We start from the raw sequence: 12,649 nt of genomic DNA, 5'->3' as shown, positions 1-12,649 counted from the left end.
CCGCGCCCCCCGGCAGCCGGCCGGGCTACTCGACCAGGTCCTGCGCGAGCGCGATCGCACCCAGCACGCCGGCACGGTCGCCCAGGCCGGGTGGGACCAGGTACTCGGCCATCGCCTCACCCTCTGGGCGTGCCATCACCGACGGCACGCTGACGTATCCGTTCAGTACGGTCGTCGCGGACTGGCGAACCCGATCCAACAGCCCGTCGGCCGCGAGGACGCCACCGCCCATCACGATCCGCTCGGGTGAGGCGACGAGGACCAACGTCATCACCAGCTGGCCCAGGTAGTAGGCCTGGATGTCCAGGGCCTGCTCCAGCTGCGCTGCTGACATCTCCGATGAGGTCACGCCCCACCGGTCCATCCAGGCCGGGCCGGCCGCCAGCCCCTCCAGACAGTCGCCGTGGATCGGGCAGCGTCCCTCGAGCGGGTCCGACGGATGCCGACGGACCAGCAGATGGCCGCCCTCGGGGTGGGCCAGCCCGGTGACGGTGCGCCCACCGGTGATCAGGCCGACGCCGATCCCGGTCCCGACCGTCACGTAGGCCAGCGAGTCCAGGCCGACGCCGGCCCCCCACCGCAGCTCGCCCAGCGCGGCGCCGTTCACATCGGTGTCGAGCGCGACCGGGGCCGAGGTCACGTGCGAGAGCGGCCCCAACAGGTCGGCCCCCTGCCAGCCCGGCTTCGGTGTGGTCGTCAGGTGCCCGTAGGTCGCCGAGGAGGGCACCAGGTCGAGGGGCCCGAACGACGCCACACCCACCCCGGCGATGGGACGGACGGCCGCTTGTCGTTCGATGTACCCGGCGACCAGCCCGAGCGTCGTATCCGGCGTGGTGGTGGGGATGCGCTCGATCTCCTCCACATCATCCGGGTCCCGACCGACGGCGCACACGACCTTGGTTCCGCCCGCTTCGACCCCGATGAAGTTGCCCGGCATGCGGGCGATCATACGGACCTCAGCCCATCGGGTCCCAGCCCGCGTCGATCTTCCTCGCCGCCGCAAGGCCGAGCTGCACCCGTGACTCCACCTCGAGCTTGGGATAGGTGTGGTGCAGGTGCGACTCGACGGTGCGACGGGAGATCGACAGCTCCTGCGCGATAGCGGCATTGCCGAGTCCCTGACCCACCAGGTAGACGATCCGGCTCTGCGCCGGCGTCAAGGTGGCCCACCCGTCGGCGGCCACCGGCTTGACGAGGCTGCTGGCGGGCTCGGCCAGCTGCTCGTACCAGGCGGTCGCCCCGGCACTGTCGAGGAAGGACGCCGCCCGCTGGACGACCTCGGCCGGCACGACGTCGGCGGCCACCGCCACCGCATCGGCGCACATCCGCGACGCCTGCAGGAGATCTCCGAGCTCCCACAGGATCTCACTTCCCTCGACCAGCTTGGCTGCATCCCCGGTCGTCAACCCGTGAGCGTGCAGCCTGGCTGCGTCCAGTCGGCGTCCCGCCAGCCGATCAGACAGATCCGCCAGCCACGAGCGCACCGCGATCGCCCGCTCGCCGTCCGCGTGAACGGCCGCCCGCATCAGGTCGGGAGCGATCTGCACCCGCCGCAGGGTGAGGCCGGTCTGATCAAGCCTTCCCCAGAGGAACCCGAGGACCTGAGCCGCAGCAGCGTGGTCGCCGTCGCGGAGGTGGGCGGTCCCGCGGAGCAGCAGCAGCCGATCCGTTCCCTGACCGCCCAGTCGTCCGAGGACCTGCTGCATCTCGGCGAGGACAGCTGAGGCATCCTCGCCTCGGCCGATCGCCATCTCGGCCTTGGCGCCCAGGCACCACGGGAGACCGTGCTCGACCTCCAGGTCGGAGACGATCGACAGAGCCGTGTCGACGTGCGCCTCCGCGTCATCCCAGCGGCCCTGACGGATGTCGATGTCCGCTTGCACGGCGTGGAGGGAGGCCATGTGCCAGCCCATGCCACGCTCCTCCGAGCGGGCCATGCCGCGCCTGATGGTCGCCTCTGCTTCCTCCAACTGCTCGTTCCACAGCAGCGCCTGACCGAGGAAGAAGTCCGGCAGGTTCGCGTCGGCTTCGGCGCCGGGTGCCTGCAACGCCAGCTTGTGGCCCTCCTGAGCCAACCGGACTCCCTGCTCCACACGCCCGCGGAGCGCGGCCACCCACCCCTGGACCTGCAAGGCCGTGCCCGTCGCCGCCCACTGTGCTGGCCCGGGATCGGGGCTCTCAGCGCGCATCGACAGCTGCTCGGCCCGGTCCAGCTGGCCGATGAACAGGCTGCACAGACCGGCGTAGGCCAGCGCCAGCGCACCCTCGTCGGGAGGGAGTTCCGGTGCAACGGACTCGAAGCGCCGCGATGCCCAGCGCAGCTCGCCACGGAGGAAGTCGACCTGCGCGGTCGCAAGCCCCATGGAGGCCGCTGTCTTCGGATCGGTGGTGTCGTCATCCGGTATCAGCCGGTTCGCCTCGCTGACGTCCCCCAGCAGGATCAGGGCGAAGGCGAGGTCGGCGCGGGCGGACTCGATCCCGGCGACGAAGGCCCGGCGGAGCAGCGAGGCGGCCACGGTCGGCGCGGTGAACACCAGCTGACGTCCGGCCTCTGCGATCGTGATCAGGTCCGACTCGTCCGCCTGATCCCCCGATCCGACGAGGTGTGGGACAACTCGCTCGACATCCGCGCCCTCGGCGGTGAACAGGCGGAACAGGTCGGCATGGAGCCCAGCTCGAACGGACGGTGGTGTGCGCCCCAGGACCGCGTCTCGCAACAGATCGTGCCGCAGCCGGAGCCTGGCGCCGTCCTCCCGGACCAGGCCGTCCCGGACGGCCTCGGCGATGGCGACGGAGATGCCCGCGACGGTGCGGTCCAGCAGACGCGCCAGCTGGACGGCGGTCAGGTCGCTGAGGGCACAGAGGACCACGATCTGCCGAGCGGTGGAGGAGAGATCGGCGAGACGTCGGTCGACGTGCCCGTCGAGGTCGGGCCCGTGCGGGATGGCACCGTCCCGCAGGTCGGTCACGCCGTCGGCGATCTCGAGCAGGCCCTGGCGCCGGATCTCACGCAGCATCTCGGTGGCGATCAGCGGGTTGCCGGCTGTTCTCGCGAGCTGCTGCTGCAGGCGGGGCCCGGGTGGAGCGCCGAGCTCCGCGATGGCGAGGTCGTCGAGCGCGCTGGTGTGGAAGGGGGGCAACTCGATGGTGGTGGTTCGCACGCCATCCATGCGCATGAGGCGGCGGAGGCCTCCGGGGCGCGGGACGGGCCGGGCGGCGATCAGGGTGGCCACCCCGCGGTCAGCACAGCGCCGGACCACCGACCGCATGACCTGCAGGCTCTCGCCGTCGGCCCACTGGCAGTCCTCCAACACGATCACCAGCGGCTCGTGCCGCTCGATCACGCCCATCATCGCCTGGATGGCCGCGTCAACGATCATGTACCGGACGTCCCGGCCGCTGACGCCGAACAGCCGCTCGAGGCGCCGCTGGTCGGGATCGTCCCGGACCGCCGACAGGGCCCGCCGGATGGCCGCGAGCGGTAGCTCCTCCTCGCCCTGCTGGAAGTGGATCGGAAGGCGGGCGACCCCATGCCGGTCCGCGATCTGGATCGTCTCGCCGAGCAGCGTGGTCTTGCCGATCCCGGGCTCACCCCTGACTTCCAGGACACAGCTCTTCCCGGCCGCCGCATCCGCGACGAGCCGTTCCACTTGGGCCCGTTCCCGCTCTCGCCCCACCAGCCAATGGCTAGGTTCCGTCATGACCGCCGCAGCCTAACAAACCCCTCCGCGGAGGTCGGTAGACCTACTTCAGTGCCTCCACTGAGGCGGGAGGCGCCACGCCGAACTCGGTCACCATCCGACTGGTCCCTGGTAGTTGCCCGGGTGCGGCTGGTTCGGCACGGGGTAGGGCTGGCCGTACGGTCCGGGGGGTGGCTGCCCGGGGTATCCCGGGGGCGACCCGCCGCTCTTGCTCCGGCTGCGGACGACGAGGCCCACGATGAGCAACACGACTCCGACGATGAACATCGTGATGCCCCCGAAGATGCCGATGAAGCCGAGGCCGACCGTCCGGAACACGTTCACCTCGGGGCCGACGGCGTATCGGGCGTTGCTCTCGGCGCAGGACACCGTGTAGGTGCCGGGCTCCACGTCGAAGGTCTGGCGCAGGGAGTAGGTCTGCCCTCCCGTCGTGAGGGTCTGGTTCCCGAACGCCGCCTGCAGCCCCACCTCCCCGTTCGGACCGGTGACCGCGCACCCACTGTCCCCGACGGCGCCAACTCGGCCGACCGAGTAGATCGCGTAGGACCCACCCTCCTCGATCTGCACCGTGGTCGGCCCGGTGATGGGCTCCGGCGAGGCTTGCACGAGTGGCCCGAAGGCCTGGAACAGCGCGACGGCCCCGAGGACCACCGCGAGCACCATGCAGAGGACGCCGGCACGGATCAGACCGCGGCCTCGCGGCTTGGCTGTCGGGGGCGTCGGGGCGTGACCGCCAGGGGTGTTGAGAGCGCCCATACCTGCAAGGAGTCTAGGAGAAGGACGTTGATACCATCACGGCTGCACCACCCGTCCTCCGAACCCTCTCCCCTGGGACCCCTTCATGGCTGACTCGTCCACCACGTCCTTCGGCTCGAACGCTTGGATCGTGGAGGAGATGTACCGCGACTTCCTGGCCAATCCGGACAGCGTCCCGGAGTCGTGGCACGACTTCTTCGCCGACTACGTGCCGAACGGGGCACCCTCTCGTGTTCCCACCGCCCCGACCGACACCTCGCCCTCGACCAACGGGGCTACAGCGGAAGCGCCGTCGACCCCCGCTGAGGAGCCAGACGCCGAGGAGCCAGACGCCGAGGAGGTCATCGTCCCTGACGGCGCGACGAAGATCCGCGGTGTCTCGGCCGCGATCGCCGAGAACATGCAGACGTCGCTCACCGTGCCGACGGCGACGTCACTGCGGGAGGTCCCCGCGAAGCTGCTCGAGGTCAACCGGCGGATCCTGAACAACCAACTCGTCCGCACCCGTGGTGGGAAGGTCTCGTTCACGCACCTCATCGGCTGGGCCATGGTGAAGTCGCTGATGGCGCACCCGGCCATGACGAAGAGCTACCACGAGGATGCCGACGGGACCCCCTACGTCCATCAGCCCGACCACATCAACATGGGCCTGGCCGTGGACATCCAGCGCAAGAACGGCCGGGTGCTGCTGGTGCCGAACATCAAGGAGGTCGACACCCTCACCTTCGCGGAGTACTGGCGGGCCTACGAGGACATGATCCGACTGGTCCAGTCCAACAAGCTCTCCCCGGAGATGTTCGAGAACACGACGGCGACCCTGACCAACCCGGGTGGTCTGGGCACCGTCGGGTCGGTCCCACGGCTGATGAAGGGCCAGTCGGCGATCATCGGCGTGGGTGCCATCGACTACCCGGCCCAGTTCAAGGGGTCAGACCCGCGCACCGTCGCCTCGCTCGGCATCGGCAAGGTCATCACCATGACCTCCACCTACGACCACCGGGTCATCCAGGGCGCCGAGTCCGGCCTGTTCCTGCGCTCCATGGAGACCTATCTGCTGGGCGAGGACGACTTCTACGACGAGATCTTCGACTCGCTGCGGATCCCGTACGAGCCGGTGCGCTGGCGGACCGACAACTCCTCCAAGGTCGTCGACAACGAGGCGGCGCGGGCCACCAAGCAGATGGCCGTCCAGCGGATGACCAACATGTACCGGGTCCGCGGGCACCTGATCGCGAACCTGAACCCCCTCCAGCACACCTTCCGCAAGGTGCACACCGAACTGGACCCCGCGTCCTACGGCCTGACGATCTGGGACCTCGACCGCGAGTTCTTCACCGACGGCATCGGCGGCCACGACGTGATGACGCTCGGCAGCCTGCTGGGCCTGCTGCGCGACGCCTACTGCCGCACGGTCGGCATCGAGTACATGCACATCTCCGACCCCGAGCAGAAGGAGTGGTTCCAGGCCCGGCTCGAGGGCGTCAAGACCGACCTGTCGTCCGACGAGCAGCAGCAGATCCTCGAGATGCTGAACGAGGCCGAGGCGTTCGAGCGCTTCCTCGGAACCAAGTACCTGGGTCAGAAGCGCTTCTCCCTGGAGGGGGCCGAGTCCCTGGTCCCGATGATGGACGGGCTGCTCTCTGCCGCGGCGGATGACGGCCTGCAGGAGGCCGTGATCGGCATGGCCCACCGCGGCCGCCTCAACATGCTGGCCAACATCCTCCGGAAGTCCTACAACAAGATCTTCAGCGAGTTCGAGGGCGACATCGGGGAGGAGTCCGTCCAAGGCTCCGGTGACGTCAAGTACCACCTCGGCTCGACGGGCTCACACACCTCGCCCGGCGGCAACCAGATCCCGGTGTCGCTGGCGGCCAACCCGAGCCACCTGGAGGCGGTCAACCCGGTGGTCGAGGGAATGGTCCGCGCCAAGCAGGACGTCCGGCAGCACCCTCCGAGCGCCGGGCCGATCCTGCCGATCCTGATCCACGGGGACGCCGCGTTCGCCGGCCAGGGCGTGGTCGCCGAGACGCTGGGGATGTCCCAGCTGAAGGGCTATGAGACCGGCGGCACGGTCCACATCATCATCAACAACCAGCTGGGGTTCACCACCGCCCCGCACCACTCCCGGTCGAGTGAGTACTGCACCGACATCGCCAAGACCGTGTCGGCGCCGATCATCCACGTCAACGGCGATGACCCCGAGGCGTGTGTCCGGGTCGTCAAGCTGGCCCTGGAGTACCGCAAGACCTTCGGTCGCGACGTCGTGGTCGACATGGTGTGCTACCGCAAGCACGGCCACAACGAGGGTGACGAGCCCGCGTTCACCCAGCCGATCATGTACCGGGCGATCGCGAACCACCGCAGCGTTCGGAAGGTCTACACCGAGGAGCTGGTCAACCGGGGCGACCTGACGATCGAGCAGGCGGAGGAGGCGCTGGACTCCTTCAAGTCCAAGCTCGAGGAGGCGCTCAGCCAGACCAGGGAGTCCAAGCCAGAGACCAACGAGCTGCCTCCACCACCCAAGGTGCGGGGGGTGCTCGACCACATCCCCACTGCCGTCAGCCTGGACCACCTGAACCGGATCACCAAGGCGCTGACGTCCTGGCCGGCCGACTTCGAGCCGCACCCCAAGCTGGCCCGGCTGCTGTCGCGGCGGGCCGACCAGTTGGCCGAGGACGCCGTCGACTGGCCGACCGCTGAGATGCTCGCGCTGGGTTCGCTGGTGCAGGAGGGGATCAGTGTCCGCTTCGCCGGTCAGGACTCACGTCGCGGCACCTTCTCCCAGCGGCACTCGGTGCTGATCGACCACAACGACGCCAGCGAGTACATCCCGCTGCGGCACCTGGAGGGCCTGGACGACCAGCCGGGCCAGTTCATGATCTACGACAGCCCACTTCACGAGTTCGGCGCCCTCGGCTTCGAGTACGGCTACTCGGTCGCCCGACCCGACGCGCTGACCCTGTGGGAGGCGCAGTTCGGCGACTTCTCCAACGGCGCCCAGGTCATCATCGACCAGTTCATCACCGCGGCTGAGGACAAGTGGGAGGAGAAGTCAGGCCTGGTCGTGCTGCTGCCCCACGGCTATGAGGGGCAGGGGCCCGAGCACTCCTCGGCCCGCATCGAGCGCTGGTTGACCCTCTGTGCCCAGGACAACATCCAGATCGCGCAGCCGTCCACAGCCGCGCAGTGGTTCCACCTGCTCCGTCGACAGATGCACCACGACGTGCTGAAGCCCCTGGTCGTGTTCAGCCCGAAGTCGATGCTACGCGCGAAGGAGGCGCAGTCCCCGGCGGTGGCCTTCACCGAGGGCGGGTTCAACGAGACGTTGCTCGAGCCAGACGGACCGGACGCTGACAGCGTCCGTCGTGTGGTGCTGTGCTCCGGCAAGGTCCGCCACGACCTGATCGCCTACCGGAACGAGCACGATCATCCCGCCGCGGTGGTGTCGATCGAGCAGCTCTACCCCTTCCCCCAGGCCCAGGTGGAGAAGGCGCTGCGTGGCTACCCGAACGCCGTCGACGTCATGTGGGTCCAGGACGAACCGGAGAACATGGGCCCCTGGCCCTTCGCCGGCAGTCGGCTCTACAACGCCTGCGAGGCCGTCCGTGACGACCTGCGGCTGAAGCGGGCCACACGGTTCGAGAGCGCCAGCCCCGCCACCGGATCCCACACGGTCCACGAGTTGGAGCAGGACAAGCTGATGCGTGACGCGTTCGCGGGCATCGGCTCGGGTGAGGCGTAGTGGCGGACGGTCCGCCCGACGCGCGCCCCCGCCACGTCGACGTCGAGGCCGCCACGGACCTCTGTGGCTTCATCGATGCCAGCCCCTCCCCCTTCCATGCCTGCGAGGAGATGGCCCGGCGCTTGGATGACGAGGGCTTCGTGGCCCTCGACGAGCGGGACGCCTGGACCGTCGAGCCCGGCACGACCGGCTACGTCATCCGCGACGGCGGGACGATCGTGGCCTTCCGCGTGGGGTCCGCGCCGATCGCCGAGGCGGGCTTCCGACTCGTCGGTGCCCACACGGACTCACCGACCTTCAAGGTTCGCCCCCACGGCGTGACCTCACGGGTCGGGTACGGGCAGCTCTCGGTGGAGGTGTACGGCGGTCCGCTGGCCTACACCTGGCTGGACCGGGACCTTGGTCTGGCGGGGCGGGTGGTGCTGGCCGACGGGTCCATCCGGTCCGTTCACGTCGACCGGCCGATCCTGCGCATCCCCTCGCTGGCCATCCACCTGAACCGTGAGTTGAACGAGGAGGGCCTGAAGCTCAACCCGCAGAGCCACATCGTGCCGTTGTTCGCCGCGGCGGCTCAGGACCTCGGTCTGGCGGACCTGCTGGCCGACCACGTCGACGGCGAGATCATCGGCTGGGACCTGGTGCTGTGCGACACCCAACCCTCGGCGCTGGGTGGGGTGGACAAGCAGTTCCTCTTCGCACCACGGCAGGACAACCTGGTCAGCTGCTACGCCGGCCTGCAGGCGCTCCTCCGGGCCGGGCAGGGCGACGCCACCCAGGTGGTGGTGTGCAACGACCACGAGGAGGTTGGTTCGGGGTCGGCCGAGGGCGCGGCCGGACCGATGCTCGGTGATGTGCTGGGGCGGCTGATCAGCGCCTCGGGTGATGACGACGCGCAGTCGCTGGCGCGGGCCGTGGCCGGCTCGGTCCTCATCAGCGCCGACGCCGCGCACGCGGTCCACCCCAACTACGCCGACAAGCACGACGGCGGCCACCGACCACGTCTGGGTGGCGGCCCGGTGATCAAGACCCACGCCAGCCAGGCCTACGCCACGGACGCCGCCACGTTGGCCTGGTTCCGGCAGCGGTGCGAGGCCGCGGGCGTCCCCGTGCAGTACTTCAGCAACCGGGCCGACGCCCGGAGCGGCTCGACCATCGGTCCGCTGACCGCGACCCGTCTCGGGCTCCCGACGGTGGACATCGGCAACCCGCTGCTGTCGATGCACTCGATCCGTGAACAGTCGGCCACGGTCGACGTGTTGTATCTGGTGGGCGCGCTGCGCAATCATCTGACGGCGTGAGCGACGCTGATGTGACAGACGAGTCCAGCATGGCGGAGGCGGACCGAGCGGACACGCCGCCCTCGGAGTCCGTGGCGGCGGTGACCGACGAGGACCGCCAGCCGACGGAGATGACGGTTGCGGTCGCCGACGAGGCCGGGCTGACCGAGAAGGTCGAGCCCAAGGTCAAGACCGCTGACGTTGCCGCCAAGCTGGTGGAGCCGCTCAGCCAACGGCCGACCGTCCGTGCCGGGGTGTACGCCTGGTCCTTCATCGGGATCACGATCATCACCATCGGTCTGGCACTGGTGACCGCACGTCTGTCCGCCGTGATCATTCCTGTGATCATCGCGCTGTTCCCGGCCGCGGGTCTCGAGCCGATCAATCGGCGGATCAAGGCCCAGGGTGTGCCGGACGCGCTCTCCGCCCTGATCACCCTGCTCGGCTTCTTCGGGATCGTCACCGCGATCGTGTCGTTCATCGCTCCGGCCGTGGCCGAGCAGTTCGACTCGCTCGAGGCCTCGATCCGCGAGGGGTACCGGCAGCTCGACGAGTTCTTGGCCAGCGGCCCGTTCGGCCTGCAACCCGTCGACCTGAACGACCTGATCGACCAGGCCACGACGGCGGTGCGGGAGGCGGCAGCCGGCGGGCAGGCCACCGACGGAGTGGTCTCGGCCTTCCAGACCGTGTTCAACACGGCGACCGGCATCCTGCTGACCCTGATCGTGCTGTTCTTCTACCTGAAGGACGGATCAGCCATCGCCGAGTGGGTCAAGTCGGTGTTCCCCGAGTTCCTGCACGAGGACGTGGACATCATCGGGCGGATGGGCTGGCAGACCATCGGCGGGTACATCCAGGGCCAGCTGCTGGTCGCCATCGTCGACGCGGTGTTCATCGGGATCGGGCTGGTGATCCTGGGCGTCGAGTTGGCGCTGCCGTTGGCCGTGATCGTGTTCTTCGGTGGGCTCTTCCCGGTGGTCGGTGCCGGGATCTCGGGGCTGCTCGCGGCGCTGGTCGCCCTGGCGTCGAACGGCCCGACCACGGCCGTCTTCGTCATCATCCTGGTGCTCGTGGTGCAGAACGTGGAGGGTCAGCTGCTCCAGCCGCTGATCCTCGGACGGACGCTGGAACTCCACCCGCTCGCGATCATCCTGGCCCTGACCGTCGGCGGCTTCCTGCTGGGCATCCTCGGCGCGTTCCTGGCCGTGCCGGTGGCGGCGGCCGCCGCCCAGACGGTCGGATATCTGCGCAAGCGCATCCCCGGCTAGTCCTGGCTCGGCTCGGCGCGCGCTACCCGACCGACACCCGCCACTGCCCCGGCGTCCGGCCGGTCCAGCGCTTGAAGGCCCGCGTGAACGCCGCCTGGTCCGAGAAGCCGGTCAGGAAGGCGACGTCGGTCAGCGAGTGCGTGCCGCGCTGCAGCAGCGACTCGGCGGCCTCCCGGCGGACCTGGGTGGCCAACTCCTGGAACGAGTGGCCCTCGTCGGCCAGCCGCCGGTGCAGGGTCCGCTCGCTGTACCCGAGCTGCCGGGCGACCTGCGACTTGCTGGGCTGGCCGTCGGGCAGCGAACTGGCGACGGCCACCGAGACTCGATGAGCCAGCGACCGGTCCACGGTCTGGCTGTACAGATCCTCCAGCCGGTCCAGCAGATAGGCCGACAGCCCGTGGTCCCCCAGCCGGGTCCGTCGCTCGAGGAGGGCAGGGACGAGGAGCAGGCCATCGACCTCGGATGACCACCTCACGGGCACCCGGTAGTACTCCCGATGCGGCTCATCGGACTCCGGCGCGGCGTGGCAGAAGGACACCCCGCGCAGCCCGATCGGCCCGGTGACCAGTTGTCGCAGGACGGAGGTGACGGCAGCGAGCGCGCACTCGTTGGCCAGTTGGGCCCCGCGTCGGTGGTGTGACCTGCCCCTCAGCAGGAAGCGCGGGCCACCCGGACCCTCCTCCAGTTCGTAGGACAGGGTGTCACTGAGCACCAGGACGTAGCGGACCAGGCGCAGGAGTGCGTCGCGCACCCTCGGTGCGGTCTTCATGGCCAGGCCGAGCGCGCCGAAGTCGTCCACCTGGATGCTGCGGCCGTAGCGGAAGGGCAACCCGGGATCGTGGTAGCCGGCGACGCGCTCCAGCAGCTCGTAGTAGACCTCCACGTCCACGGCCTCGGTGGTCCAGCTCCCCGGGTCGACATCGGCCGGCAGACCCATCTGGGCCAGCAGCCTCTCCGGGGGCTCGGGGCCCCGGGAGACCTGCACGATCCGCCTGATCACCGGTGTCCCGACCGAGGCCATGGCGCAGTTTGCCATGTCCGACGGAGGTGGCGAGGGAGCTCTGAGGCGGTGTGGCGGAGATGGTCAAGCGATTGGCGGCGAGGGCCAATACCGCAGCCGGGGCGGTCCGTAGCGTCACCGACATCGCTTGAACCCCGACCACGGAGGCTCTCATGACCGCCACCACCACCCGTCACCCCCAGACCACACCGGCTCGAGGTCCGGCTGCCGACCGACATCGAGCCATTTCGATCGTCGTCGGCCTTGCCTACATCGGCATCATCGCAACGGGGATCTTCGCCGAGTTCGTCGTCCGTGGACAGCTGCTCGTCGCGGACGACGCGGCGCGGACGGCCTCGAACATCCTGGCCAACACCGGCCTGTTCCAGGCAGGCATCGCCGCGGACCTGATCATGGTGGGCTTCGATCTGATGGTCGGTGTGGGTCTGTACCTCCTGCTCCGGCACCTCGACCGGCGACTTGCTCTCGCCACGACCCTGTTCCGCGTCCTGCAGGGCGCCGTCATCGCCGTCAACCTGCTGAACCTGACCCGCGCCCTGATGGCCGCACAGACTTCCGCTGGGGCCACCGCAATGGAGCTCATGGAGGCCCACGCCCTGGGCTACGACGCCGGCTTGATCGCCTTCGGGTTCTCCTGCCTGTTCCTCGCGCGGCTGCTGTGGACCTACCGGCTGGTCCCACGGTGGCTTGCCGTCGGCATGGCCGCGACCGGTGTCGTCTACCTCGTCGGCTCCGCAGCCGCGCTGTGGGCGCCCTCGCTCAGCGCCGCGATCGACCCGCTGTACCTGATCGCGATGGTGGTCGAGCCGGCGTTCGCCGTCCGTCTGATCCGCCACGGCCTCGCGCCACACGCGACCACCAACCCTTGACGACCACATCACGAG

The 12,649-nt window shown here is 69.4% G+C and carries 8 protein-coding genes; 4 read left to right on the top strand and 4 right to left on the bottom strand.

Going from position 1 to position 12,649, the window contains the following annotated elements:
* Positions 1–25: 25 nt before the first annotated feature.
* From C1746_RS06400 to C1746_RS06390, 3 genes are all read right to left on the bottom strand, one after another.
* Positions 26–937, bottom strand: a complete 912-nt coding sequence (locus C1746_RS06400; RefSeq protein ID WP_116715597.1) for an ROK family protein — start codon at positions 935–937, stop codon at positions 26–28.
* A gap of 19 nt (positions 938–956) precedes the next feature.
* Positions 957–3,701 (bottom strand): ATP-binding protein, encoded by a 2,745-nt coding sequence (locus C1746_RS06395; protein WP_116713814.1) that lies wholly within the window; start codon positions 3,699–3,701, stop codon positions 957–959.
* Positions 3,702–3,791: 90 nt separating this feature from the next.
* Positions 3,792–4,457, bottom strand: a complete 666-nt coding sequence (locus C1746_RS06390; RefSeq protein ID WP_116713813.1) for a hypothetical protein — start codon at positions 4,455–4,457, stop codon at positions 3,792–3,794.
* Between the two features lie 85 nt (positions 4,458–4,542).
* Between C1746_RS06390 and C1746_RS06385 the strand changes: the two genes are divergently transcribed.
* The 3 genes from C1746_RS06385 to C1746_RS06375 are packed head-to-tail and all read left to right on the top strand — an operon-like array spanning position 4,543 to position 10,744.
* On the top strand, positions 4,543–8,199 hold the full coding sequence (locus tag C1746_RS06385) for a multifunctional oxoglutarate decarboxylase/oxoglutarate dehydrogenase thiamine pyrophosphate-binding subunit/dihydrolipoyllysine-residue succinyltransferase subunit (RefSeq protein ID WP_116713812.1): 3,657 nt from the start codon (positions 4,543–4,545) through the stop codon (positions 8,197–8,199).
* Entirely contained in the window at positions 8,199–9,497 is a 1,299-nt protein-coding gene (locus C1746_RS06380) for a M18 family aminopeptidase (RefSeq protein ID WP_116713811.1), read from the top strand. The genes C1746_RS06385 and C1746_RS06380 overlap by 1 nt, the downstream gene beginning before the upstream one ends.
* Complete coding sequence (locus tag C1746_RS06375; RefSeq protein WP_116713810.1) at positions 9,494–10,744, top strand: AI-2E family transporter; 1,251 nt, start codon at positions 9,494–9,496, stop codon at positions 10,742–10,744. Before C1746_RS06380 ends, C1746_RS06375 begins: the two co-directional genes overlap by 4 nt.
* A gap of 22 nt (positions 10,745–10,766) precedes the next feature.
* Here C1746_RS06375 and C1746_RS06370 read toward each other — a convergent pair whose 3' ends face one another.
* Positions 10,767–11,780 (bottom strand): AraC family transcriptional regulator, encoded by a 1,014-nt coding sequence (locus C1746_RS06370; protein ID WP_116713809.1) that lies wholly within the window; start codon positions 11,778–11,780, stop codon positions 10,767–10,769.
* Between the two features lie 137 nt (positions 11,781–11,917).
* Here C1746_RS06370 and C1746_RS06365 point away from each other — a divergent pair, with 137 nt between their 5' ends.
* Positions 11,918–12,634, top strand: a complete 717-nt coding sequence (locus C1746_RS06365) for a DUF4386 domain-containing protein (RefSeq protein ID WP_116713808.1) — start codon at positions 11,918–11,920, stop codon at positions 12,632–12,634.
* Positions 12,635–12,649 lie beyond the last annotated feature (15 nt).

It is taken from the genome of Euzebya tangerina (assembly GCF_003074135.1).
GTDB lineage: Bacteria > Actinomycetota > Nitriliruptoria > Euzebyales > Euzebyaceae > Euzebya > Euzebya tangerina.
The sequence above is the reverse complement of the archived record's forward strand: the minus strand, read 5'-3'. Positions and strand labels throughout refer to the sequence as shown.

Bases quoted from the DNA above. Each gene is read 5' to 3' on its own strand.
- C1746_RS06400 (WP_116715597.1), bottom strand. From the start codon at position 937: ATGCCGGGCAACTTCATCGGGGTCGAAGCGGGCGGAACCAAGGTCGTG.
- C1746_RS06395 (WP_116713814.1), bottom strand. From the start codon at position 3,701: ATGACGGAACCTAGCCATTGGCTGGTGGGGCGAGAGCGGGAACGGGCC.
- C1746_RS06390 (WP_116713813.1), bottom strand. From the start codon at position 4,457: ATGGGCGCTCTCAACACCCCTGGCGGTCACGCCCCGACGCCCCCGACA.
- C1746_RS06385 (WP_116713812.1), top strand. From the start codon at position 4,543: ATGGCTGACTCGTCCACCACGTCCTTCGGCTCGAACGCTTGGATCGTG.
- C1746_RS06370 (WP_116713809.1), bottom strand. From the start codon at position 11,780: ATGGCAAACTGCGCCATGGCCTCGGTCGGGACACCGGTGATCAGGCGG.
- C1746_RS06365 (WP_116713808.1), top strand. From the start codon at position 11,918: ATGACCGCCACCACCACCCGTCACCCCCAGACCACACCGGCTCGAGGT.